Origin of the sequence: Microbulbifer sp. YPW1 (genome assembly GCF_013367775.1) — a bacterium.
Lineage (GTDB): Bacteria > Pseudomonadota > Gammaproteobacteria > Pseudomonadales > Cellvibrionaceae > Microbulbifer.
In genome coordinates this window covers 1,769,808-1,794,597 of sequence record NZ_CP055157.1, presented here as the reverse complement: position 1 = coordinate 1,794,597, position 24,790 = coordinate 1,769,808, and the positions used below count along the sequence as shown (strand labels likewise).

At 59.1% G+C, this 24,790-nt stretch carries 25 protein-coding genes; 21 read left to right on the top strand and 4 right to left on the bottom strand.

The window, feature by feature from the left end; all coding sequences use genetic code 11:
* The first annotated feature begins 17 nt into the window (after nucleotides 1–17).
* The 12 genes from HUW35_RS07665 to HUW35_RS07610 all read left to right on the top strand — a co-directional run bounded on the left by HUW35_RS07665 (nucleotide 18) and on the right by HUW35_RS07610 (nucleotide 12,701).
* Nucleotides 18–1,037, top strand: coding sequence for an FAD:protein FMN transferase (locus HUW35_RS07665; RefSeq protein ID WP_181254997.1), 1,020 nt, complete (start codon nucleotides 18–20; stop codon nucleotides 1,035–1,037).
* A gap of 79 nt (nucleotides 1,038–1,116) precedes the next feature.
* Complete coding sequence (locus tag HUW35_RS07660; RefSeq protein WP_181254996.1) at nucleotides 1,117–1,647, top strand: AraC family transcriptional regulator; 531 nt, start codon at nucleotides 1,117–1,119, stop codon at nucleotides 1,645–1,647.
* A gap of 7 nt (nucleotides 1,648–1,654) precedes the next feature.
* The gene (locus HUW35_RS07655; protein WP_181254995.1) at nucleotides 1,655–3,805 is read left to right on the top strand and encodes a hypothetical protein; all 2,151 of its coding nucleotides are present in this window, start codon (nucleotides 1,655–1,657) and stop codon (nucleotides 3,803–3,805) included.
* Nucleotides 3,802–6,708: a tetratricopeptide repeat protein gene (locus tag HUW35_RS07650; protein WP_181254994.1), complete on the top strand. Its 2,907-nt coding sequence runs from the start codon at nucleotides 3,802–3,804 to the stop codon at nucleotides 6,706–6,708. The genes HUW35_RS07655 and HUW35_RS07650 overlap by 4 nt, the downstream gene beginning before the upstream one ends.
* Before the next feature lies 1 nt (nucleotide 6,709).
* On the top strand, nucleotides 6,710–7,363 hold the full coding sequence (locus HUW35_RS07645; RefSeq protein WP_181254993.1) for a tetratricopeptide repeat protein: 654 nt from the start codon (nucleotides 6,710–6,712) through the stop codon (nucleotides 7,361–7,363).
* A 3-nt stretch (nucleotides 7,364–7,366) separates the two neighbouring features.
* Nucleotides 7,367–7,636 (top strand): hypothetical protein, encoded by a 270-nt coding sequence (locus tag HUW35_RS07640; protein WP_181254992.1) that lies wholly within the window; start codon nucleotides 7,367–7,369, stop codon nucleotides 7,634–7,636.
* Between the two features lie 132 nt (nucleotides 7,637–7,768).
* Nucleotides 7,769–8,455 (top strand): MotA/TolQ/ExbB proton channel family protein, encoded by a 687-nt coding sequence (locus HUW35_RS07635; RefSeq protein WP_181254991.1) that lies wholly within the window; start codon nucleotides 7,769–7,771, stop codon nucleotides 8,453–8,455.
* Between the two features lie 58 nt (nucleotides 8,456–8,513).
* Nucleotides 8,514–9,044 carry a biopolymer transporter ExbD gene (locus HUW35_RS07630; protein ID WP_181254990.1) on the top strand — a complete coding sequence of 177 codons (531 nt, stop codon included), beginning with the start codon at nucleotides 8,514–8,516 and terminating at the stop codon, nucleotides 9,042–9,044.
* 1 nt (nucleotide 9,045) lies between these two features.
* The gene (locus HUW35_RS07625) at nucleotides 9,046–9,567 is read left to right on the top strand and encodes a biopolymer transporter ExbD (RefSeq protein WP_181254989.1); all 522 of its coding nucleotides are present in this window, start codon (nucleotides 9,046–9,048) and stop codon (nucleotides 9,565–9,567) included.
* A 17-nt stretch (nucleotides 9,568–9,584) separates the two neighbouring features.
* A complete protein-coding gene (locus HUW35_RS07620; RefSeq protein WP_181254988.1) occupies nucleotides 9,585–10,619 on the top strand; it encodes an AgmX/PglI C-terminal domain-containing protein in 1,035 nt (344 codons plus the stop codon).
* A gap of 350 nt (nucleotides 10,620–10,969) precedes the next feature.
* Nucleotides 10,970–11,767 (top strand): LuxR C-terminal-related transcriptional regulator, encoded by a 798-nt coding sequence (locus HUW35_RS07615; protein ID WP_181254987.1) that lies wholly within the window; start codon nucleotides 10,970–10,972, stop codon nucleotides 11,765–11,767.
* A gap of 160 nt (nucleotides 11,768–11,927) precedes the next feature.
* Nucleotides 11,928–12,701 (top strand): LuxR C-terminal-related transcriptional regulator, encoded by a 774-nt coding sequence (locus HUW35_RS07610; RefSeq protein WP_181254986.1) that lies wholly within the window; start codon nucleotides 11,928–11,930, stop codon nucleotides 12,699–12,701.
* Nucleotides 12,702–13,056: 355 nt separating this feature from the next.
* Here HUW35_RS07610 and HUW35_RS07605 read toward each other — a convergent pair whose 3' ends face one another.
* Entirely contained in the window at nucleotides 13,057–13,446 is a 390-nt protein-coding gene (locus HUW35_RS07605; RefSeq protein ID WP_181254985.1) for a DUF2237 family protein, read from the bottom strand.
* A gap of 228 nt (nucleotides 13,447–13,674) precedes the next feature.
* On the opposite strand from HUW35_RS07605, the gene HUW35_RS07600 reads away from it, so the two are divergent.
* The 9 genes from HUW35_RS07600 to HUW35_RS07560 all read left to right on the top strand — a co-directional run bounded on the left by HUW35_RS07600 (nucleotide 13,675) and on the right by HUW35_RS07560 (nucleotide 23,245).
* A complete protein-coding gene (locus HUW35_RS07600) occupies nucleotides 13,675–14,418 on the top strand; it encodes a hypothetical protein (protein ID WP_181254984.1) in 744 nt (247 codons plus the stop codon).
* A gap of 71 nt (nucleotides 14,419–14,489) precedes the next feature.
* Nucleotides 14,490–15,281 carry an RDD family protein gene (locus HUW35_RS07595; protein WP_181254983.1) on the top strand — a complete coding sequence of 264 codons (792 nt, stop codon included), beginning with the start codon at nucleotides 14,490–14,492 and terminating at the stop codon, nucleotides 15,279–15,281.
* Nucleotides 15,278–16,279 (top strand): stage II sporulation protein M, encoded by a 1,002-nt coding sequence (locus tag HUW35_RS07590; RefSeq protein ID WP_181254982.1) that lies wholly within the window; start codon nucleotides 15,278–15,280, stop codon nucleotides 16,277–16,279. Before HUW35_RS07595 ends, HUW35_RS07590 begins: the two co-directional genes overlap by 4 nt.
* Nucleotides 16,276–17,877 (top strand): hypothetical protein, encoded by a 1,602-nt coding sequence (locus HUW35_RS07585; protein WP_181254981.1) that lies wholly within the window; start codon nucleotides 16,276–16,278, stop codon nucleotides 17,875–17,877. Before HUW35_RS07590 ends, HUW35_RS07585 begins: the two co-directional genes overlap by 4 nt.
* Nucleotides 17,874–19,211, top strand: coding sequence for a DUF4350 domain-containing protein (locus tag HUW35_RS07580; RefSeq protein WP_181254980.1), 1,338 nt, complete (start codon nucleotides 17,874–17,876; stop codon nucleotides 19,209–19,211). The genes HUW35_RS07585 and HUW35_RS07580 overlap by 4 nt, the downstream gene beginning before the upstream one ends.
* Entirely contained in the window at nucleotides 19,208–20,239 is a 1,032-nt protein-coding gene (locus tag HUW35_RS07575; protein ID WP_181254979.1) for a MoxR family ATPase, read from the top strand. Before HUW35_RS07580 ends, HUW35_RS07575 begins: the two co-directional genes overlap by 4 nt.
* A complete protein-coding gene (locus HUW35_RS07570; protein WP_181254978.1) occupies nucleotides 20,236–21,564 on the top strand; it encodes a DUF58 domain-containing protein in 1,329 nt (442 codons plus the stop codon). The genes HUW35_RS07575 and HUW35_RS07570 overlap by 4 nt, the downstream gene beginning before the upstream one ends.
* A 40-nt stretch (nucleotides 21,565–21,604) precedes the next feature.
* Entirely contained in the window at nucleotides 21,605–22,081 is a 477-nt protein-coding gene (locus tag HUW35_RS07565; protein WP_181254977.1) for a hypothetical protein, read from the top strand.
* Between the two features lie 99 nt (nucleotides 22,082–22,180).
* On the top strand, nucleotides 22,181–23,245 hold the full coding sequence (locus HUW35_RS07560; RefSeq protein ID WP_181254976.1) for a hypothetical protein: 1,065 nt from the start codon (nucleotides 22,181–22,183) through the stop codon (nucleotides 23,243–23,245).
* A gap of 66 nt (nucleotides 23,246–23,311) precedes the next feature.
* On the opposite strand, the gene HUW35_RS07555 is transcribed toward HUW35_RS07560, so the two are convergent.
* From HUW35_RS07555 to HUW35_RS07545, 3 genes are all read right to left on the bottom strand, one after another.
* Nucleotides 23,312–23,896, bottom strand: a complete 585-nt coding sequence (locus HUW35_RS07555; RefSeq protein ID WP_181254975.1) for an outer membrane protein — start codon at nucleotides 23,894–23,896, stop codon at nucleotides 23,312–23,314.
* Between the two features lie 87 nt (nucleotides 23,897–23,983).
* Nucleotides 23,984–24,259 carry a type II toxin-antitoxin system HicB family antitoxin gene (locus HUW35_RS07550; protein WP_181254974.1) on the bottom strand — a complete coding sequence of 92 codons (276 nt, stop codon included), beginning with the start codon at nucleotides 24,257–24,259 and terminating at the stop codon, nucleotides 23,984–23,986.
* Nucleotides 24,260–24,516: 257 nt separating this feature from the next.
* Nucleotides 24,517–24,735, bottom strand: a complete 219-nt coding sequence (locus HUW35_RS07545; RefSeq protein WP_181254973.1) for a hypothetical protein — start codon at nucleotides 24,733–24,735, stop codon at nucleotides 24,517–24,519.
* Nucleotides 24,736–24,790: the final 55 nt, after the last annotated feature.

Genomic DNA, 24,790 nt, shown 5'->3' with positions numbered 1-24,790 from the left:
CCTGAAAAGAATTAACGATGTCCCTCGCCCGTATTTTTGCCCTGCTTGCCAGCCTGTTGTGCACCGGCCTCTCCCACGCTGAAGCGCAGCAAGATGGCTGGCACTATGACAAGCAGGCGATTATGGGCACCGAGGTGCACCTGCAGTTCTGGCATGAAAACGGGACAACCGCCGAGACCATCACCAATGCGGTAATGGAAGAATTTCGTCGCATCGATGCCGCGCTCTCGCCGTACAAGGAAAACAGCGAGCTGTCCCGGGTAAACCGACAGGCCGGACAAGGGCCTGTGGATATCTCGCAGGAACTGGCATCGATTTTGGATAAGTCCCTGTGGTACAGCAAAAAGACCCAGGGCGCTTTTGATATTACCTATGCCACCCTGGGCAGCCTGTACGATTTTCGCAAAGGTGAAAAAGCGGATCAGGAAACCACGCAAGAGCTGTTACCCTCGGTCAACTACCGGCATATCAGTCTCGACCATGACAACCACAAGCTCGCATTTTTAGACAAACGTACCAAAATCGATCTCGGTGGAATCGCCAAGGGTTATGCGGTGGATCGCGCCGTGGCAATTCTGCAACAGTACGGTGTGCAAAATGCCAGTGTCAGCGCCGGCGGCGATGCACGACTTCTGGGTGACAAGCGCGGCAAGCCCTGGCTGATCGGTATTCGGCACCCCCGCGACCGGTCAAAGAATGCTGCGGTGATTCCCCTGGAAAACACCGCCATTTCCACATCGGGGGACTACGAGCGCTTTTTTATCGACAGCGATGATCACCGGGTGCACCACATTTTCAATCCGGCTACGGGCAAACCCGCAGAAACGGATTCCAGTGGCAACGCCAGCGATAGCAACAAGCTGATCAGTGTCAGCGTGATCGGCCCGCAAGGATTTGATACGGACCCGCTTTCCACCAGCGTATTCGTGCTCGGCAAGCAAAAAGGCATGGCATTGGTCGAAGGCCTGCCCCAATTTGAGGCAATTGTTATCGACGCCAATCACCGGATGTTCTTTACCAGTGGGCTGCAACAGTAATTGCCAACTTTGTCACAACCGGAACGAGGCATCGTGACATAATCGTCCACCCAGCGACCAAGGAGTTTAAGGTTTCAACATGTTTTCCCCGCGTCATCTCGGCCCGATTCTGGCCCTAATTTCCCTGATTTTTGCAGGTGGCACTGCGGCCCAGAGCGAGGACTTCCCCGAGGGCGACCTGGAGAGTCTCAAGCGCGAGGTGCTGAAACTGAACCGGGACCTGCTGGTGCTGGAAGAAGACCTGATATTCCCGGCACAGAGCCAGGTGGCGGTATACCTGTCCATGGACGTGGGTCACTTCTTTGATCTGGACTCGGTCAAACTGCATATCGACAACAAACTGGTGGAAACCCACCTGTATACCGATCACCAGAAAAAGGCTCTGTTCCGCGGAGGCATACAGCCCCTGTTCAAGGGCAACCTCAAATCCGGCGAACACACCATCACCGCCTTCTTTACCGGTATCGGCCCAGAACAACGGCCTTACAAACGCGCCGCCACGCTGGAACTGGCCAAGACCGATGAACCCGCCGTGATCGAATTGCGGATTTCCGATTCCGGCGGCAAGCAACAGCCGGAATTTACCGTCGTTCAGTGGCCCGCCCCCTGAGGCCGCCATGTCGTTCTCCGCTGTTATCAGAAAATCTCCGCTGGCACTGACCCTGGCCGCCATCGTCGCCAGCGCACCGCTGTGCGCCAGTGCCGAGGACACGAGCGAAGACAACGGCCGCGCCGAGGAAATCGCAGAGCCCGCCGCCAGCACACAGAAATTCCAGCAGGCGCAGGATATGCGCTACGGAGCCGCGCTCTACCACTACTTCCAGGGCAACACCTTTGATGCCCTGAGTACCCTGATGGTCTCCGATCTGCGCGATGATCTTGTCCATCACAAAGACAACGCCGATTTAATTCGCGGCGGTATCAGCCTGGCCTTCGGACTGGAGCGCCAGGCCGCGGCACTGTTTGAACAGCAGTTGCAGAAAACTGCGGATGACAGTAATCGCCAGCGGATCGCGCGCTTTCGCGAGATTGCCTGGCTGAAACTGGCGGAACTCAATTACCGCCAGCAAAACTGGGATACCGCGGCGCTGCAGCTGGAAAAGTCCGGTGCAATGCACCAGTCCGACCTGCCGCTCAATCTCGCCATCCGCAGCGGCGACCTGGAACAGGCGCGAACCCTGCTGGACATGGCCACGCTGCCGGTTGCGCAACAGGTGCTGGGCCACAGCAATCTCGCCGCCGCTCTGGCGCGCCAGCAACAGCTTTCCGCGGCAGCCGATGAATACCGTTGCGCTGCCGAACTGGTAGAGCAGTATCCTGATGCGGATGACGAGCTGCGCATCCTGCGCGACAAGGCGCGCATTGGCGCCGGCTATGCTCTGGCCCTGAACAATGACTACGCCGGCGCGGCACAGGAATTCCAGAGCGTGCGCCTGGACACGCCCTGGTCTCCCCAGGCGCTGCTCGGCCTGGGCTGGGCTTCGGTCAACGGGGAGGAATACCAGCGTGCGGTAGATGCACTGAGTTACCTGATCCAACAGAATCCGCTGTCGCCCGAAGTACAGGAAGCGCTGCTGGCACTGCCATTCAGTTACGAAATGCTGCGTCGCCCGAAACTGGCCCTGAAGGCCTATGAGACGGCGGAGCAAAAGTATCTGCAGGCCCTTGGCGACCTGGACAACCTGTACCAGGCATCCGATCGCCTGCAGTTTGCCGAAATCGATGTGGAAGAGAATATCGATCTGCGCCGTTACGGCTGGCTGGAAGACGCGAGAACCCCAGCGTTCATGCGCATCAACCGCAAATACCTGCAGCAGATGATGCAGAGCGACCGCCTGCAGTTGCAGTTGTCCGAGTTGCGCGACCTGCGTCACCTCAAGCAGGTGCTGGAGCAGTGGCAGCAGCGACTGCCGGAGTTCGATAATTTGATCGACGAGCGCGAACAGCGCCGTATCGCCATTGTCCAGCAACACGACAGCGCGCAGTACGATCAACAGGTGCAGATTGCCGAGCAGGAGCTGGTGACCCTGAAAGCGAGCCTCGCGCGGATCGAGCAACAGCAGGATGGCCTCGCGATGCTGGCAGCGGCAGGGGGCGAGAACGCAGAGTTTCTGGATATGCTGCGCGCTGCGGAAGCCCGCTATCAAAACCTCAGTAATGCCGGAAAAACCAGTAACTACCAGCGCCAGACCCTGGCCCGCGCACGCGGCATTCTGCAGTGGCAGGCGGCCGAGCAATATCACGAAAACCTGTGGCAGAAACGCAAGTCCATCGCAACGCTGGAAGAACAGCTGATCGACGCTGCACGCCGCCAGCGCAGCGTCGCCCGCATCGCCGCGGAGGCGCCGCAACTGAACCTGCTGGCCAACGGTATAGACAGTGCCGGCCAGCGCATAGCGCAGCAAAGCAACGCCATCGAGCGTGCCAGTGCAGCGATAGAAGCAAGTATCCGCAAGGACATGCGCACCGCGCTGGACGAAGCCAAGATGCGGGTTGAGAAATATATGGCGCACGCGCGCCTGTCCATTGCGCGCATCCAGGATGCGGCGGTACAGGGAATGTATGACCTGCCCCCGCAGCTCCCCCAGGCAGAGGAGCAATCGGTAATCGAGTCCTTTTCGGCGGCAATGGAGAGCCCTGCGGCAGAGCCCGAAAATCCAGGTGAGGCAAACGCATCCCCGACGCAGGAAACTGACCGCCTTGAGCCTGTGAGTGAACCCCCTGAGCAGGCCACGCAAAGCCCTGTGCAGACGGAGGAAGAGTCGTGAAGTCCCTTTCGTCGCGCAATTACGTCCGCAATTTTCCCCATAAAAAAATACTCGCGCTGGCCGTTTGTGCCAGCGCACTGCTGGGCGGCTGTGCGAGCCAGTTTGAGGCCGGCACCACCCTGGCGGACCTGCCGACAACCAACCTCGCACCCGAGCCCTATGTGGTCGTACCCAAGGTGGAGTTGCCGGAACTGATCGAGAGCTATGAAAACGCGCTCGCTTCCAATACCGATCCAAAGACCCGTCGCCAGATCCAGCTGCGCCTGGCAGACCTCAATATGGAACGACTGGAACAGCTGCAGGAAGATAACCCTGAAATGGCAGTGGCCTATGGCGAGGCGGTGCGGCATTACGAAGCACTACTGCAGACCTCCGCAGACGACGACTACCTCGCCTATCGACTGGCCCGCGCACGCTCCCTGGATGGCAATACCCAGGGTTCGCTGGCGGCGCTAGAAAACATTGTCGCCACCGCACCAGAGTCGCCGTTTATTGCCGAGGCGCTATTCCGCCGCGGCGAAGCCGCGTTCGGACGCAAGAATTATCGCGCTGCAGAACAGGACTTCGCAGCGGTGCTTGCCCAGGGCGATACCCCGTTTGCACGCAACGCACGCTATATGCTCGGCTGGAGCCAGTTCAAGGATGCCCGCTACCGGGATTCCAGCGAGACCTTCCTGGTTCTGATGGATGATCTGCTGGCAGAAAACCAGCCGCTGTCACGCCCGCTGGATCAGCTGGAAAAAGGCGATCGCCGGCTGGCAGATGACACCTTGCGTGTACTCGCACTCGGCTTCAATTACCTGGGCGGTGCCGAGGTGATCGAGTCCTTTACCCCCGAGTCCGGACCCCGCTCCTACCACCACCAGCTGTATCGCGGTCTCGGTGACTGGTACGCGGAAAGCGAGCGCTATCGCGACGGTGCACAGACCTTTCTCGCATTCGTGGAGCGCTACCCGCAGAGCCACGAGGCGCCGCACATGCATGTGCGCGCGGTAGAAATTCTGCAGCAGGGGAATTTTCCCAGCGAGGTCATCCCGGCCAAGCGCGCGTTTGTTACCCGCTACGGTATCCGCAGCCAGTACTGGGCTGCGGCGGACGATGGCCAGCGCGAACAGCTGAAATCCCAGTTGAAACCCTGGCTGGAGGAACTGGCCCGATTCGATCACGCCCGCGCCCAGGCACTCGCCCTCGAAAGCTCCAAGAGCAGGGGCAATTCCAAGGCAGCAGCCAAGGCATCGCGGGATTCCCGCGCGGCCTTCCTGAGCGCTGCAGCACTGTACGGAGAGTTCACCCAGACATTCCCGGACGACGAAAAAACCCCGCAGCTTACCTTCCTGATGGCGGAAAGCCTGAACGAAGCGGGCCAGTATGCGCAAGCCTTTGGCGCTTACCGACGGGTGGCCTGGGACTTTGCCGAGGAAACCGGCAAGGTGCCCGCGGAAGCCACCGAAGCAGGTTACGCGGCCATCCTGATGGCCGGGGCAATGCACAAGCGGGAAAAGCACCCGGAACAGGCCAACCTGTGGCTGGACAGGAAAACCGAAACCAGCCTGCGCTTTGCCGATACCTGGCCGCAGGATCAGCGCGCACTTGCGGTGCAGCTTGATGCCGCACACAACCTGTTTGAGCAGTTTCGTCACGCCGAAACCATTGCCGCGGCGGAAAAAGCCGCGGGCTGGCAACCGCCCCCCGACGCCAAGCAGCGCCGCAGTATCCTGATGCTGCTGGGGCACAGCTATTTCGAGATCGACAACTTCGCCGCCGCGGAGACTGCCTATACCCAATTGCTCGGCGGTATGGCCTCTACGGATCCGGAATACCTGAACACCCGCGACCGCTTGCAGTCCTCTATTTACAAGCAGGCCGAGATCATTCTCAAGCAGGTGCACCTGACCACCGACAGCATGGAATTCGTGGCGCCCACGGAAGAAGCCATTGCCTTGTTGTTACGGGTGCGCGACAGCGGCCGCTCGTCCATTGCCGCCACCGCCCAGTACGATGCCATTACCCAGCTGGTACGCCTGCAACGCTGGCCCCAGGCGCGCAGCGAACTGGCCGACTTCCGCCAGCACTACCCGGAGCACAAGCTGACACCTTCGCTGGCGGCGAAAGCGGTGGCGATTTATCAGGGACTGGATATGCCCGACGCCGCTGCCGGCGAGCTGATGACCATGGCAGCCAAGGACCCCAGCCCTGCGGTACGTCGCGACTCCCTGTATATGGCCGCGGAGCTGTACCAGCAGTCCGGCAAGACCTCGCAGGCAATCGATGCCTACCGTCAGTACACCCGGCAGTGGCGCGAGCCCGCACTGCAGAATCTAGAGGCCCAGTACCAGCTGGTGACGCTGTACGGACAATCCGGCAACCAGCGCGAACGCAACCTGTGGATTCAGAGCCTGGCCGGCAACAAGGTTTCAGAACCGCGCGGCCGCTATCTCGCCGCTTACGCGCGCAATGAACTGGCGGAGCAGAGTTATGCGCGCTTTGCCCGGCTGGCCCTTACCCTGCCGCTCAAGCAGAGCCTGAAAAACAAGAAACAGGCCATGGAAGCCACCGTGGCGGACTACCGCAAGGTGCTGGAATTCGGCATTGCCGAATTCACCACCGCGGCCAACTTCCGCCTCGCCGAGGTCTATCGCCAGCTGAGCCGCGACCTGATGGATTCCCAGCGCCCCAACGGATTGGGGGCCCTTGAGCTCGAACAGTACGAAATCCTGCTGGAAGAGCAGGCCTACCCGTTCGAGGAGAAGGCCATCGAACTGCACGAGGCCAACGTCCAGCGCACTGCCGACGGTGTCTACGACGAGTGGGTGAAGAACAGCTTCTCGTCCCTGGAAAACCTGCTGCCGGCGCGCTATCGCAAACCGGAATCGACTGTGGAGTGGAGCGATGCGGCCTACTGACATGAAACGACTCTCACGTTTTGCCCACATTGCCGCCGCTGTCAGCTGCGCGCTGTTGCTGGCCGCCTGTGCGGGCAACCCGCCGACGCCGGAATTGGAAACCACCGAGCCCACCGCAGCGCTGGTGGATGAAAACGGCGAGCGCGTGTTGCGACCCAACCCCTACCTGGCGGAGCCCGCAGATGTCCCCGCCGCAGCGCAACAGGCAATTTCCCAGGCGCGCGCCCAGTTTGGCCAGCAACAGTACGTCGCCGCCGAGTCCACCATGCAGCAGGTGGTTGCACAGTGGCCGCAACTTTCCGGTGCGTGGCTGAACCTGGCCAAGGTTCAGTTGAAACTGGAACAGCCAGAATCCGCAGAGCGCAGCCTGCAGCAGGCCGTGGCCGCCAACGAAAACAATGTGTTTGCGTGGAACTCCCTGGGAGCACTGTTGCGCGACCGCGGCCGCTTCGAGGAAGCGCGCGAAGCGTACAGCAACGCGCTCGCGCGCTGGCCGGATTTTGCACTGGCCCACCGCAATCTGGGAATTCTTTACGATCTGTACCTGCACCAACCGGAACAGGCCTTGCATCACTACCGCGAAGCCAAGGCACTGGAACAAGAGGAAGACAGAGTACTGGCAGGCTGGATCATGGACCTGGAACGGAGGCTGTAACCCGTGAAAAGATTGCCAATTCTGCTGTTACTATGCGCCGCTGCAGCTACTGCGCAGGATGGTGAGGGTGAAATCATCACCCTGGAATCCACCATTATCGGTAGCCAGGAACAACCGAAAGTGTTGTACATCATTCCCTGGAAGCAGGCCAACAGCCTGGAAAAAATTGAAAGTACTATTCCCGATGCAATCAGTCATACATTCCGACATCAGGAGTATTCCGAGCTGAAACGAGAAATGGAATTGCTGCAGCCAGAAGAATCCGAAGAGTAGAAAGCAAAGCGCTCGACAGCAACGACTGCCATCCAGCGAAATAACCAAATTACGATTTCAAGGCCGGGTGCCTGGCAGCCGGTTTTATTCTTTTTTAACAACAAAAAATCTTTACGTCCCGGAGATTTGACCATGGAATTTTTCAACACACTGCTGCGTTTCTTTCAGACCGGCGGCCCATTCATGTACCCCATCGCCCTGGTACTGGTCATCGGTATTGTGCTGGTAGTGGAGCGCTGGGTATTCCTGTCCCGCGCCAAGCTCGCCAACCGCCGCGCCTACGGTCAGATCTTGCCCATGATGCAACAGCGCAACTTCGCCGCCGCGCTCAAATTCTCCCAGAACGAAAAGGCACCCATGGGCCAGCTCGTAGCCGCCGGCATTTCCACCGCGCAGCATGCGCGCAAGGATGAGAATATCGCGATGGCCATCGAAGAAAGTATTCTCGAAGCGGTACCGCGCCTGGAAAAGCGCACCAACTACCTGGCTACCCTCGCCAATATCGCAACACTGCTCGGCCTGCTCGGCACCATCATCGGCCTGATTGCAGCATTTACCGCGGTGGCCAATGCCGACCCCTCCGAGAAAGCCTCCATGCTCTCCTCCAGTATTTCCGTGGCCATGAACACCACGGCTTTTGGCCTTATCTCTGCGATCCCTCTGCTGCTGGCCTACTCCATGCTGCAGAACAAAACCAACGAGATTATCGACAGTCTGGAAATGGCCGGGGTGAAGTTCCTCAACCTGATTACCCTGACCCGTGGCCAGAAGGCAGACGCAGCAGCGCGCCCCGCGGCAAAGGCGGCGACTCCCGCGTAAACGGACATCCTCACACGAACGCGTAATCCGATAAAAAGTCAGATAACAAGAGAGAGCCATGGCTATCCGACGCAGGCTGGAAACCGATCCGGATCTGGACATCACCTCGTTTATGAGCCTGATGACCGTGCTGGTACCCGTATTGCTGCTGAATATGGTGTTCTCCCATATTTCTGTGCTCAACCTCAATCTTCCCGGATTGAGCGACGCCAGTGTGGAAGAACAGAAAGAAAACCGGCAACTGGAGCTGGTGCTGCGCGCCGATTACATCGACATCAACTATCCGGCGGGAATCCGTGTAAAGCGTATTTCCAACCGGGACGGCAAACCGGATTTCAAGCTGGTGTCCGATGTATTGCAGGAAGTGAAGCGCAGCCTGCGGGAAAAAGATATCGACAAGAAAGACCTGGTCATTCTCTCTGAGCCCGGCACGCCCTATCGCACCCTGGTGAGCGCCATGGATACCGCGCGCTCGTTCCGCGCGGTGGTAGCGGCTTCGGTGGTGGACGCAGAACTGTTTCCTCAGATTTCTCTCGGCGATGCACCCGCACCGGGTGAACAGGCCCAAGACCAGCTGGCAGGCAAGTGATATGAAAGCGACGATCGGCGGCAAGCTGAAAGGGCGCAAGCAGCGCCGGCATAAACAGACAAAACTGAACCTGGTTTCCCTGATGGATATTTTTACCATCCTGGTGTTCTTCCTGCTGGTGAACTCGTCGGATGTGGAAGTGCTGCAGGCGGACAAAACCATCACACTCCCGGAATCAACCTCCACCGAAAAACCGGAGACCACCACCGTAGTGCGGGTAAATGGCGATCAACTGCTGGTGGGCAACCGAATGATCGCAAAAGTAACCGACATCGCGGCGGATCAGGAGCAGATCAAACCCCTGCTGGATGAACTCAAATACCTGGCCAGCCGCGCCGAACCCCTGCCGGAAGACAAGCAGGCGGTGGGGCGCCCGGTGACCATTCTCGGCGACGAGGAAGTACCCTACGCGCTGCTTAAACAGATCATGAACACCTGCGCCGCTGCGGACTACCGGGATATCGATCTCGCTGTCACCCAGACGGCGCCACAGGACCCGGCCACACCGGCCGCCGGTCAATAGGGGAGGGGCGCAACTGTATGACGACTTTCGCTTCTCACTCTTCTGCCGCTGGCCGCTCCGCGCTGATGCCGTGGCACTACTACAACTCGGTTTTACCCTGGGCCTCGACCGAGGAAGAAGACCAGCGCTTTAAAAAATACCTGAAAAGCGGATTGGCCGCATTTGTGGTAATCGGTGCACTGCTCACTTTTATTCCGGCGCCGGAACTGACCCGGGAACAGGCGGAAAAGCTACCCCCACAACTGGCGCGGGTAATTCTGGAAAAGAAAGAGCTTCCCAAGCCGGTGGAAAAACCCAAGCCCAAGCCGGTGGAAAAGAAGCAGCCAAAACCCAAAGAGGCAATAAAGGAAAAACCGAAGCCGGTCGAAAAACCGAAACCCAAGCCGGAACCGATCAAGACGGTAAAACCGAAACCGCTTAGCGAGAAGGCGCCGGCCGCAGAGGTGGCCAAGGCTCGCGAAAAAGCAGCGAGTAGCGGACTGATGCAGCTGCAGGATGACCTGATGGATATGCGCGATAGCCTCGACGTCTCCGAAGTCGCCAGTGCCAACAGCCTCGCCAGTGGCGCCAGCAAGGCACAGAAGATCGACCGCTCGCTGATCAGTGATCAATCCAAGGCATCCAGCGGCGGCATCAATACCGGACAGCTGAGCCGCAATACGGGTGGCTCTGCATTGTCAGGTCGCGAAACTACCCAGGTGGAAGTGGCGCAAGCGACAGAAGCTGCCAAGGCCAGCACCAAGCAGGCGCGTCGCGAGCGCGGTACCCGCGGTGAGGAATCCATCCGTCAGGTCATGGAAGCCAATAAAGGGGCCATCTTTGCGATTTACAACCGAGCCCTGCGCCGTGACCCGACGCTCGCCGGCAAGGTAACGGTGAAGCTGGTCATCGAGGCCAACGGCACCATTTCTGCGGTGAGCCTGGTCAGTAGCGAGCTGAACAGCCCGGATCTGGAGCGCAAGCTACTGGCGCGTATCCGCCTGATCAATTTCGGCGCAGCCAATGTGGAGAAATCCACTTTGAATTATTCCATCGACTTCCTGCCGTCCTGACGGGCGGCAGCCCCATGGTTTAGAGGCAGCTCCTCAAGATCCCCCCCGATTTCGATGCCCGGCCAGCCCCGAAATATTGGCCGGGCCATCCTCGCCATAGATACCGAGCGCCCCGCCCCACCTTCCTGCGCACCCGCAAACCATTCTTTCCTGACATAACAGCCATTCGGCTGTGCAGTCTACCTACTGTCACCAATTAATCTTGATAAACACGCGCCAAATCTGATACAAAAGTCCCAACTATTTTGTGACGATCGTCACATAAAGGCGATCGGCAGCCGTATGACATGAATCAGACGTCGCCAGCACGCCGCTGAAGCCAAACATAAAAACAGGAAAGGACTTCACCCGTGGCCGATGAAGATCTTGGGCAGCGCCCGCAAACCGAGCTTCTGACCGATGTCTGGGAGAGCCGCAGTGAGTTGTTCGCAAAGCGCAAAACGGAACTGGCTCAACTGAAGATCGATGAGCTGATCAGCTCAGTGTTCAGTAACGGGCCTTTTTACCACTATGTGTTCGACCTTTACGACCTCGATCTTGTTTACGTTAGCCCCCAGATCGAGCAGATTCATGACCTGGACCTGGAAACCATCACCTTTCAGGATATTCTCGACCAGATACATCCGGACGATATGGATTTTGTCGCCCGTGCCGAGGCAACTGCCATCCGGATTTTCCAGGAGAAAATCAGCAGCGAAAAAATCACCGACTATAAGGTTTCCTACTGTTTCCGCTTTCGCGTCAAAGACGGCAGTTATCGGCTATTCAACCACCAGGCGATTGTTCTCAGCACTGACGCCCAGGGTGCCATCGGCAAGGCGCTGAACGTACACACAGATATTTCACACCTGGCCGCGGAAAATAATTACCGCATGTCTCTGATCGGCATGAACGGTGAACCCTCCTACCTGGATCTGGAGGTCGACGGCAGCCTGGAAAATGCAAAGCCCAGCCGCCCGGTATTCAGCGAACGGGAAATGTCAGTCATACGCCTGGTTGCCCAGGGGCTGACCAGTGCCGAAATTGGCAAGGAGCTGGCACTCTCTGAATACACCATCAAGAATCACCGAAAACGTATTCTTAAACGCGCCGGCTGCCAGAATATGAGCCAACTACTGGCTACCTGCATTACAGAAGGGCTGATCTAATAGATCGGACACACACGCCTGTTCGGCACAGGGTGTTTTTACCAAATATACCCAGCTGTTTTTTTGCTAACTTGCAAACTCGGTGCAAACGGAATTCGCATCAAAATAAAGACAGAACAAAAAGAAAAGGGCAGTACCCATGGGGGTAGACGAGTCGCAATTGGAATACAATCTTATTCAGCGTGCATGGCGCAATGTGCCGGATTTTTTCGCGCGACGGGATATCGTTTTACCACAGCGGCAACTGGATCAGTTCATTGCCGCCACTTTCAGCACCGGTGCATCCTATTACTATGTGCTCGATTTTCTGAACGTTGACCAGCCCATGTTTGTCAGCGATTCAATCGTAAAGATTCTCGGACTCACCCCTACCAATACCAGCATTCAGAACATCATCGAACGGGTACACCCGGATGATGTGGCGTTTGTTTCCCGTGCAGAAGAAGCGGCTATTACCATTCTCAGCCGGGATATCGGTATGGAACACGTCAAGAATTACAAGATATCGTACTGTGCGCGCCTGAAAACCAGGGATGGCAGCTACCGGCTGTTCAATCATCAGGCACTGATCCTGGCCACGGACGAAGCCCACGGTGTAGCCAAGTCTCTCGGCATCCATACGGATATCACTCACCTGACCACGATCAACAATTACAAGCTGTCCCTGTTGAATATATTCGGTGGCGAGAGTTACCTGAATATCGATGTATTCGATGAAAACAATAATCCCATGGCAGCGCTCTCTCCGTTTACTGACCGGGAAAACGATATCCTGCGCTTACTGGCCAAGGGAAAAACCAGCATCGCAATTGCAGACATCCTGAAAATATCCCCCAATACTGTTAAGAATCACCGGAAAAATATTCTCAAGAAGGCCGAGTGCAAGACTACCGGTCAGCTGATTTCAAAATGTATCAGTGAGGGGTTGATCTGATCGTCCGTCAGATGACCCAGCCGAAGAGAATGACCGGTGTTTATCAACGGTCATTGCCAAGCGGCAAGGAAGAGTGGAATGGCGTGACACCATTCACGCATTTGAGCTCGAAATGGCTATTGTTGAAAAGCGGAAGTGAGCGCAAGCTAACTCCTGAGCATGCCGGCCTCGTTTCTGTAGAGCCCAACCGGCAGGTATGGATACCGAGCTCACCAACAAATTTTCATCCTGTGAGTTGGTTTAGGCCGTAAGGTCCGCTCTGGGCAAGCCGGGACGCTTGCCACAGAGCATTTTTATTTGTGATCACCCTTCCTTTTCTTTGCCTTTCTTTATCTAGCGGTGCAATGAGAACTCTTCAGTTCAGGTCCACCGCGTACTGCCGCAAAATTTCCAGGGAAACCGTTTCCAGCGCTCGCACGTGGGTGCGCTGCAGGTAAACCCGCGGCGCCATATCCGCCTCATGGGCCTCCAGCCAGCGCGCCGCACACAGGCACCAGCGATCACCCGGATTAAGACCGGGAAAACCGAACTCTTCCACCGGGGTACTCAAATCATTGCCGCGCTCGCGGGAGAACTTGAGAAAGGCATCGGTCACTTCGACACAGACCGTATGAGAACCATAATCCTGATCATTGGTATTGCAACAGCCATCGCGGAAAAACCCCGTAAGCGGTCGAGTGCTACAGGCAATAAGAGGTTCACCGAATACATTTTTCGAATCGTGCATTTCCTGTGTGACGGCCATCTTCAAGTTTCCCTATGTTTCATCAGTCAGGTATATCGCCAGCCATAGTAGCGCTCTCCGCACACCAATTACAGGCGCTTACACCGGCGGGAATCACGCGCCAACCGGGTGCAGACCTGTGTTATCGTTGCGGGTCCTGTTGCCGCTGCAGCACCGTTGTTGGAAAAACGGTGATTGGCAATCGGCGGGCAGCAATAACAAAAAGAGTTCGATCAAGGAATTTCGACCATGAGTGATATTTACAACGCGCCCCAGGCCGATCTGGCCAGTGAACACAGCAGCGGTGCGGGCTCTATTCCCAAGGCACTGGAGGGGGACTATCAGGTCGCCATTGGCGATACCCTCAGCGAAGCCTGGAACCTCAGCAAGGGGAAAAAAGGTACCGTGTGGCTGGGTGTACTGTTGTACCTGGTTGCCTATATGGCAATCACCCTGGTGGCGACACTGCTTACCGGGGGCTCCTTTACTGATCCCGAAGCCAACCAGGGTGTGGGCGCACTCCTTGCCAACCTGCTCATCCTGCTGGCTAGCGCGCCGCTCAGCGCGGGCATGATCATGATCGGTATCAAGATCGCGCGCAATGAAGAGGTATCCGGCACCGAGGTCTTTGCCCATTTCGACAAGATCCTGCCACTGGCCGCGGGCATGATCCTGATGTATCTGCTCGTCACCCTGGGCTTTATCCTGCTGATCCTCCCCGGTATCTATCTGGCAATCGGCTACATCATGATGCTGCCGCTGATCGTGGACAAGAACCTGGGGCCCTGGCAGGCATTGGAAGTTTCCCGCAAGGCGGTAACCAAGCACTGGTTCCCGATATTCGGCTTTATGATCGTGATGATGCTGCTGTACGTTGCCGGCTTTCTGGCACTGCTCATCGGCCTGATCTGGGCGATTCCGACCCTCAGCATTGCCTACGGCATTCTTTACCGCAACATGTTCGGCGGCCACGAGACCAATCCGGAAATCTGATTTCCGCACTTGCAGCGGCGCCGCCACGGGCGTCGCTGATAGTCTCCCCGCCCCAACAATAGCAACCGCAGATGCACAATACCTCCGCCAGCACACCGCCACGGAACCCCGATGAGACAGATCTGGATACCCTGTACCAGATCGAAACACCTGAGGGGATCGACCTGACCGCCCAGGTGGCGGGCCCGGTACCGCGCATACTCGCCTACTCCGTGGATCTGTTTTACCGCAGCATGATTCTACTGGCGCTTGGCATCGCACTCAGGGTGGCCGGCAATACCGGAATCGGGCTGTGGCTGCTGTGCTCCTTTCTGCTGGAATGGTTTTACCCTGTGCTGTTTGAAGTCCTGCGCCGTGGCCAGACTCCGGGCAAGCAGGCTTTTTCACTCGCGGTGGTGAACGACAACCTGACCCCCATCGGCTGGGGACCGTCAATCATGCGCAATCTACTGCGCTTCGCGGACTTCCTGCCCTTCGGGTATTTCGCCGGCATTCTGAGTATGTCCTGCAGCCGGAATTTTCAGCGGCTCGGAGACTACGCTGCGGGCACCGTGGTGGTGTACCGGGAGCCGGTAGCAAAAACCGGTGAACTGCCCGATGCCACCCCCACACCGCCACCGCGCGGCCTGCAACTCGCAGACCAGCAGGCCATCGTCAGTCTGGCCGAACGCAGCAATGTGCTGAGCCGCGCACGCCAGCGGGAGCTTGCGGATCTGCTACAGCCAGTCACCGGCTTATCCGGCGATGACGGTCTGCGCCGCCTGCACGGGATCGGCCGTTGGCTGCTTGGCGCACGTAAGCCAAAACAAAGTAAAGCCACGGCGACAACAGACACACCGGAACATGCGGAGGCGGCGCAGTGAAGCAGCGGGATTTTGAGCGCCGATATGAAGGCCAGTGGCAACTGATAGAAAACTGGCTGAGCGCATACCGCAAGAATACCGGCGCGGGTCCGGAGTCAAACGGCACTGACGACCTCCCGCAAAACTATCGCCGGCTGTGCCAGCACCTGGCCGTGGCCAAGGAGCGCCAGTACACAAGTAACCTGATCGCACGACTGAACCAGCTGGTGATGCAATGCCATCAGCGCCTCTATCGGCAGAAACATGTATCCAGCCACCGCTGGCTGGAGTTCATCTTTGCCGGCTTTCCCCGCGCGCTGCGCGAGCAGGCACGTTTTGTGTGGTTGGCCTGCGGCCTGTTTCTCGCCCCGGCACTGGTGATGGGGCTGGGCTGCTACTGGAACGATGCGCTGATCTACGCGGTGATGTCGCCCGAGCAGGTACTGCAGATTGAATCCATGTACGACCCCGCCAACCGGGTGCTGGGCCGTGAGCGCGGGTCCGACTCGGATCTGCTGATGTTCGGGTTTTATATCAAGAACAATATCGGGATCGCCTTCCGGACGTTTGCCACCGGCATCCTGTTCGGTTTGGGCTCGATCTTTTTTCTCGTATTGAACGGCGTTTTTCTCGGCGCGGTTTTCGGCCATATCACCCGTGTGGGTTTTGTCAGCACCTTCTATCCGTTTGTCATCGGCCACGGCGCCTTTGAACTCACCGCCATCGTCTTTGCCGGTGCCGCGGGCCTGCGCCTGGGGCACTCCCTGATCAATCCCGGCAACCTGAACCGCCGCCAGTCCCTGCGCGAGGCGGGCAGGGAAGCCATGAAAATCATGTACGGCACTTTCCTGATGCTGGTGATTGCCGCGTTCCTCGAGGCCTTCTGGTCATCCAGCACCGAGGTCAGTATCGGGATCAAGTACGCCGTAGGCGGATTCTTCTGGCTTCTCGTCATAAGTTACTGCGTATTTGCCGGCCGCCGCCTGCCAGTGGCTGCACCTGCCGGGAGCCGCCTGTGAACCTGGATCGCCTCGCCGTTAGCGCCCGCCCGCGCTCCAGCTGGGAGTCCGTGGACCTGGGCATTCTGCTCGCTCGCCGCCACTGGCTGCAAATGACCGCCCTGTGGCTGTTTCCGGCGGCACTACTGTTTCTGCTGCTGGGACTGATTTTTCCCGACAGCCCCGGCTGGGTGATTTTTGCCATCTGGTGGCTCAAGCCGGTGTTCGAACGGCTGCCGCTGCTGGTGGCCAGTCGACAGCTGTTCGGCGAACACATGGACAATCGCGAAGCGCTGTCCTACTTCCGCCGCGCCAATGGTCGCGACTGGCTGGCCTGGATCAGCTGGCGTCGCCTGAGCTTTACCCGCGCGTTCGATATGCCGCTCACGGTTCTGGAAAACGCCAGCGGCAAGGCGCGCGCGACACGCCTGTCGCTACTGCATCGCAAGGCCGCCAGTACCGCGAGCTGGCTGCACATCGTCGGCGTGCACGTGGAGATGATCCTCAGCCTGGGCGTGATGGCGCTGGTGTACACGCTGTTACCGGAACAGCTGGAGATCGACTGGCTGCCGCTACTAAACAACAACACCGTACTCATATCCTGGATCACCAACAGTGTCTCACTGCTGGTCATGGCGGCGGTCGCCCCGTTTTACGTGTACGCCGGGTTTATGCTCTACATCGGCCGCAGGGTGGAGCTGGAAGCCTGGGATCTGGAAATTCACTTTCGCAAAATGCGCGCGCGCTTCGAAGCCGAACAAAAACCAACCCGCCGTCCCACCACCGGCGTGCGCACCAACACCGTCAGTGCGCTGGTGTGCGCAGTCGGCCTGATACTGTGCGCCACCTTTGCCGCGCCGCCAGTGGCACAGGCGGATGTAGCGACGCCGGCCCAGTCTGAAGAGCTGATCGACGAGGTACTCGCCGAGGACGATTTCCATCGGCGCGAGCTGCAAAGCCGCTGGCGCCTGAAAGAATTCAAATCCCGCGAGCGGGCATTTCCTCAATGGCTGATCAGCTTGATGGAGTGGCTGGAAGAGCTCGGCAGGGACGATGGCGACGAGATAGAAGAAAACCCGGGGGAAATATGGCCGCTGGTGGCGGGCATCATCGAACTGCTGTTGTGGATAACGGCCGCGGCGCTGATCATTTTTCTGCTGTGGTATTTCCGCCATCACCTGCGCAGCCTCGCCGGCTACCGCCCGCAGCGCAAAACCGTCGCGGCCCAGCGTCCGGACACCCTGTTCGGCCTCGATGTGCGCAGTGAAAGCCTGCCCGACGATGTCACTGCCGAAGTGCTGCGCCTGTGGCACAGCGGTGCCCAGCGAGATGCCATGGGCCTGCTGTACCGCGCCAGCCTGGCCAATCTGATTTCGCGCTTCGACTGCGCTTTCGAGGATCACCATACCGAGGCGGAGTGCGCCCAGCTGGTACGCGAAGAAGCCGCACAGGATCCCCGCCTGCAACCGGCTCTGGTGCAGTTCTTCGGCCTGCTTACCTCCACCTGGCAGCGTCAGGCCTACGCCCACCGGCCGCCGGCAAACGCGCAACTGGAAACCCTGTGCCGCCAGTGGCAACAGGTGTTTCACGAGCGCGGAACAGGGGAGAAGCTGCCGTGAGATTCAGCCGTGTTGCCATTGCCCTGACCCTGTTGCTGCTCGCTGCGGCGGCTGCGCTGTTCCTGTACTTTTTCGAGCGACACACCGAAGAGGTGGACCTGGGCCCCGGTCCCGAGGCGCGGCGCAATCCGTTCCTGGCTGCGGAGCGGTTCCTCGATCGGCTCGATATCCCCCACCGGCGCGCGGACAATATCGCGGTGCTATCCACGCTGAAAAAAGACGATGCCCTGTTCCTGGCCAGCTCCAGCCAGATCTACAACGACGACAGACTGCGCGAGTTGCTCGACTGGGTGGAAGCCGGTGGCCATGCCATCGTCATCGCCCATCGCGGTGGCGACGGTGAACACGAACAGGACCTGCTGCTGAACGCGCTAGGGCTGGAAGTCACCAGCGGTGACCTGGACTTTTACTTCAACGCACAGATCAGGGAAATATTCGGCGAGGACGCCGACGAGCTGAAGGAAAATCCATCGGCCAGCAAAATGATGCGGGAACACAACCGCAAGCTCGCAGAGCAGGAAAATAAAAACACCTCCGAACCCGAGGACCACAGCGCGCAAGAGAATATATCCGGGCAACCCCGCAACCCGGACGTCGATCCGGAAAAACTGGTCAACCTCACCAGTGATAGCGGTGCCAGCTACGCGCTGTATTTCAATCCGCGCAGGGTGCTCAGTCACGAAATGATGGGCCAGAGTGCGGATACCGATCTCGACGGCTACCTGTTGCGCTGGGTAACCTTCCAGAATTTCCCCACCCAGTCGCCACTGGTGTATCACGAGCGCGGCCGCGGTCGACTCACCCTGATGACCGACGGCGCCCTGTGGCACAACGACCGCATCGGCGAGTTTGATCACGCCTATTTTCTTGCCCACCTGGTGGGCGAGCGCAACCTGGTGATGATCACCCGGCCGCGCTTCGATACCCTCAGTGTATTGATTCAACGCTACGCCCTGGAACTGTTGGTCGCCGGCTTGCTGGCACTGGCGGCGTGGATTGCCAACCGCAGCCGTCGCTTCGGCCCGGTACTACCGGCACCGGCCAGCGAGCGCCGCTCGCTACTGGAGCATATCCGCGCCTGTGGCAACTTTTACTGGCGCCAGCGGCGTGCGGAAAACCTGTTTGAACAGGCGCGCGCGCCGCTGCTGCACAAACTCGGTGTACGCGGATCACTCGCCGCCGAGCGGCAACAGCAGCTCGCCGAATCGGTGGCCGCGACCACCGGGCTCGCCGCCCGCGAAATTTTTGACACTCTGTGGGGCCCGGCGCCCCGCAGCGAAGACGACTTCACCGCGCGTGTGCGCAGTATCCAGATCATCGAGGCCGCCCTATGAGCGAATCCACCCTGGACCAGAATCCGGTCAATCCCGCACAAACCGAAAGCGCCCCCCAGGGCCAGCCGCACACGCCCTACCAGCAGGCGAGTGCGCAGGTGAACCAGCTGCGCACGCAGATCAACCAGGTGGTTATCGGTCAGCCGGCGGTGGTGGACCAGGTGCTTATCGCCCTGCTGGCGGGCGGACACGTGTTACTGGAAGGTGTACCCGGGCTCGGCAAGACCCTGCTGGTGCGCAGCCTGGCAAAGGGTTTTGGCGGTGACTTCCGCCGTATCCAGTTCACCCCCGACCTGATGCCCGCAGATGTCACCGGCCACGCCATCTACCATATGGCGGAAAGCCGCTTCGAGGTGCGTCGCGGCCCGGTGTTTACCAACCTGCTGCTGGCGGATGAAATCAACCGCGCGCCGGCCAAAACCCAGGCGTCGCTGCTGGAGGTGATGCAGGAACACCAGGTGACCATCGACGGCGAGACCCTCGCCACACCGCGCCCGTTCATGGTACTGGCCACACAGAACCCGGTGGAACAGGAAGGCACCTACCCGCTGCCGGAAGCGGAGCTCGACCGATTCCTGCTCAAGGTACTGATCGACTTCCCCAGCCAGCAGGCCGAAGAGGCGCTGGCGGCTGCGGCCAGCGGCGGACAAATCGAAGAGAAACTGCGCCGCGGTATCGAGGCAGTATTTGACGCCCAGCAGCTGCAACAGCTGCAGGCTCTGGTTCCCCAGATTCAGGTGGATCAGCAGGTACTGAGCTACGCCGTGCGTCTGGTGCGCGCCACCCGCGAATCTTCCCAGCTGCGCCGCAGTGCCGGCCCCCGCGCCAGCATCGGCCTGATTCTCGCAGCGCGCGCCCACGCCCTGCTGGAGGGGCGCGAATTCGTGCTGCCGGACGATATCAAGTCCATGGCCATTCCGGTGATGCGCCACCGCGTGGCGGTATCGCCGGATATGGAAATCGACGGCGAGACCGCCGACTCGGTGCTGGCACAGATCATCGAATCCGTGGAGGCGCCGCGGCTGTGAAGCCATCGCCGCTTCTGATCCGGTTACTGCTGATCGCTGCGCTGTGTGCGCTGGCGGTCAGCGCCGCGCGTATCTGGTGGCCGTCAGCGGCCGGACTGCTCACCAGCGCGTGGTGGCTGGGTATGGGCGCACTGGCCCTGGCCAGCGCCCTCGACTTCGCCACCGGGCGTCACTGCCAAGGCCTCAGTGGCCAGCGCCGCCTGCCTGGTAACCTGGCGCTGGGAGTCGAGCAGGAAATCCAGCTCGACCTGGAAAACCGGGGACCGCGCACCCTTTCCCTGCTGCTTACCGACCAGATCCCCGCGGAGCTGCGCGGGCGCGACCTGCCACTGCAGATACACCTCACCCCCGGACAGGAAATCCGCGCCCCCTACCGCGCCACGCCAATACGTCGCGGCCTGGCCGCCTTTGGCCGCCTGGAAGCCCTGGTGAGCTCACCGTGGCATCTGTGGCAACGCCGGGTGCTGTTTGGGGAGGCCCAGGAAGTAAAGGTGTACCCGAACTTTCTCGGTATCTCATCCCTGCAGGCACTGTCTACGGAACAGTCCCTGCGCTATATGGGCGTCCACCAGCAACAGCGTCGCGGTGAGGGTCTGGACTTCCGTCAGCTGCGGGAATACCGCCGCGGTGACAGCCAGCGACAGGTGGACTGGCGGGCCAGCGCGCGCATGCAAAAGCTGATCAGCCGGGAGTATCAGGATGAACGGGACCAGGAAATCATTTTCCTGCTGGATTGCGGCCGGCGGATGCGCACCCGCGACGGCGACCTGAGCCATTTCGATCACGCCCTGAACGCACTGCTGCTATCGGCCTATGTGGCGATTCGCCAGGGCGATGCGGTGGGCCTGCAGTGCTTTGCCGGCGATCACAGCCGCCTGCCGCCGGTGAAGGGAGAAGGCGCGATCAACCTGTTGCTCAATCACGTGTACGACCTGCACTCGGGCACTTCCCACAGCGATTACACCGCCGCCGCGGAACAGCTGCTGGCGCGTCAGCAGCGACGCGCGCTGGTCATCCTGTTGACCAACGTACGCGACGAAGACAGCGAAGACCTGACCGCCGCGGTACAGCAGCTTTCCCGTCACCACCTGGTGATGGTCGCCTGTCTGCGGGAACGGGCACTGGATGAACTGCTGGAAAAACCGGTAGCGGATTTTGACGACGCGCTAATGCATGGGGCGGGGAGAGATTTTGTGCAGCGCCGGAACAGGCTGCTTCAGCAATTGCGCGCACGCAATACCATTCTTGCGGATGCGCTGCCGTCGGCAATGCACATGTCGCTGGTGGAAACCTACTGGCAACTCAAACGCAGTGGTAGACTCTGAGCCAATCCAGCAAATCTGCCGACGGTAAAAACCGTAACGCTTGACCGTGAATCGAAACCCGAAAACCGCGACATGCTACCGTCCGCAGCTACCTGCATGGCTCGCGGTATCGCTGCTGGCCGTTTTTCTGGCGGTGCGCGGACTGGTACCCAACGGCTTTATGCCGTCTGCGGTTTCCTCGGGCTCCCTGTACCAGTTGTGTCACGGCGACGCGCGCAGTGCGCTGTTACTCGCCGGTATAGCGCCGCCGGCGCACCATCACCACGGCCACCACGGGCAATCCCCGCTGCCGGCTTTGCCGTCCGCCGGCCATCACCACGACGACGCGACCGCCAAGCACTTTTCTGACAATCACTGTGCATTTTCCAGCGCCGGCATCGCCGCTGTTGGCGGCCTGGAAATTTACACTGGCGCGGAGAAAATCGTCCTACCGGCCCGCTGGTACGCCTACCCGAATTCCACACCCGAACCCGCATTCCTGACCCCGCCGGGGCGGGCGCCGCCCCGCTATTCCTGAACACATTTACTACCGATTCAACTTTGCGATTCAACTTTGCAAGCATGTGCGCACGTATGCCGAGCGCGCGTGCCCGTGGAAAAAATTCAGGAAATAGCCATGAAAAAATTCACCCGCAAGCTGCTGACCATTGCAGCCCCGCTAGCCCTCACCAGCCTGCCGGCGCTGTCCCACGACAACGTATCACCAACCTATCTGCCAGAAAGCCACGCCCCCGCCGGGGTCATGGCAGATCACCTGCACAAACAGGGAGAGTGGATGATGGGTTACCGCTATATGCGCCAGGAGTTCTCGGGCCTGTATTACGGCTCCGGCAAAACCACCGCTGCCGCGGCGGCCGCAGATGGTTACTCCATGGTGCCCACGGCGATGACCATGGATATGCACATGCTGGACATCATGTACGCGGTCAATGACAGCCTGACCCTGATGCTGATGCCCCAGACCATGTCCATGGATATGACCATGGCGACGTCTGGCGGCGGCCATGGCGACATGCAGATGGGTATGGAAATGGACACGCAGATGCCGATGCACGGCACCCACAGTCACGGCACCAGCGGGGTTGGCGACACCATCGTCGCCGGCCTGTTTCGCCTGTCCGACGGGCCCAGCCACAAGTTACACGGCACTTTCGGGATCAGCGCACCCACCGGGGATGTGGACAAAAAAAATAGCAACGGCACCTATGTGCACTACGGCATGCAACTGGGCAGTGGTACCTGGGATCTGATGCCGGCCATAACGTACAGCGGCGCCCGCGAGCGTATCAGCTGGGGCGCCCAGGCCAGTGCCCGGCTGCCGATGGAGGAGGAGAACGCGTCCGGCTTCCAGTTTGGCGAGCGCTACGCGGCCACCGCCTGGGGCGCCTACCGGCTGCAGGACTGGGTGAGCTTTTCCATGCGCCTGGGTTACACCAAGCAGCACGATATCAACGGGCACTATAACGGCCCGCACAATCACGCCAGCCCTGCGGATTTACAAGCCAATTACGGTGGCGAGTTTGTGGATGTAGCGCTGGGCGCCAACCTGGTAGCGCAGCGCGGTCGCCTGGCTGGTGTGCGCCTGGGGCTGGAGTGGAGCAGCTCGGTTTCCGCACACTTCAAGGGCTACCAGCTGGGAAGGGATGACGGGCTTAATCTGAGTCTGTCCTACGCACTCTAAACCCGCGCGGTCGTTCGGGCACCCCGGGCATTACATCGGGCCGGGGTGCCCACAATAGGGACACCTTCAAAACTCGAAACTGAAATTCACCGTCAGGGTGCGCAGGTGACCGAGCTTGAAACGCTCTTCCGTCACGTCGTCCACATAGCGCACTCGCGCATCCACATCGTTGTAGTTGTACTCGATGGAGGTGTTGAAGTTTTCCGTCCACTTATAGCGATAGCCGACGCCGGCGTTCCAGTAATTGTCTTCGGTTTCATCATTCACCGTGTAGATTCCTTCGCGTCTTGCGATGTCGTCCACATCAAACTTCCCGTAGTTCCAGCCCACCATCCAGTACAGACACTGCACGTCACAGGTCATGGTGAAGTCGACCTTGGCACCGATACCCCACTGGTCAACGGAAACACTGCCGTCATCAAAACCCGTGTAGCGCAACTCTACCTGCCAGACTCCCGCATCCGGGGTCACGCCAATACTGCCGTAGCCGGCGAAATCCCGTTCGTCATTGATCTGCAGTTCGCCCGCACCGAGTCCCACGGTGCCCACGATGTGATATTCGCCGTTGCAATAGCCGTCGATGGGGTTGTTCCACTGCGCCAGTGCCGCGCTGGAAGCGAACAGGGCCAGAAGGAATACCAGACCTTTCATTGTCACCATCCTTGGTAAATAAACTGGTTCTGAAATTGCTGTACTTATTGACGCACTACCGGAGCGACACAGTTCGCTTAAATCCGCTCAGGATCTCGGAGTCAATGCATTCTGTTCGATATCGATAATGGCCCACACTCCACCGACAAAAGCAGGGTTTTTACGCAACAGATCGAGCTCGCCGGGTTGCGGTGGTGGATCGCCCACGGCCTGCAGTTCGTCCAGGCGCTCGACTATCGTTTCCGCCATTTTTTGCAGCGCATCTTCGAGAGTTTCGCCATGGCAATGGCAGTGGGGAAGGTCGGGGGCGATGGCTCCGTAGCCGGCAAATTCAATGTTGTGGACCACAACCGGGTAGCGCATGGGGAATTCTCTTTTAAGTTAGCTTTTATCCCACCAAGCGTAGACCCAATTACCGGAAGTTGAACAAAATTCTCAAGCAGGGAAATATTTACGCGACGCTATCATCCCCGCCCAGGTAAAAGATGAAAAAATTCCCAAATTAAAACGCCACGTGCAACTTCGCACTCACCGTAGCGGCGAGTGCGACGTAAATTTTTATCCACGGGTTATTTGAAAGCCGTCCGATCCGGTGGGGAACAGTAACGGTTTGTGATCTTTCAGCGGGGAATACGCCCGAGCAGGGCGCGGCGGGAATAGAGCATCTCCCGGTAGGTCTGCATCAGTGAAATATCGAGGGATTCCGCCGCGCCCTGCAGGTCCTGTACCTGACGGGAAAGCCAGGTAATCTCGTTTTGCAGGCGATAACGCAGGTGGCGGGTTTCCTCTTCACTGATGTTTACATGCGAACACACACTAGCCGTGCGGTGACTGGTCACAGGCATTACCTCGCGGTTGACGGCCGTCGTCAAAAACCACCCAACGGCCGGGGTA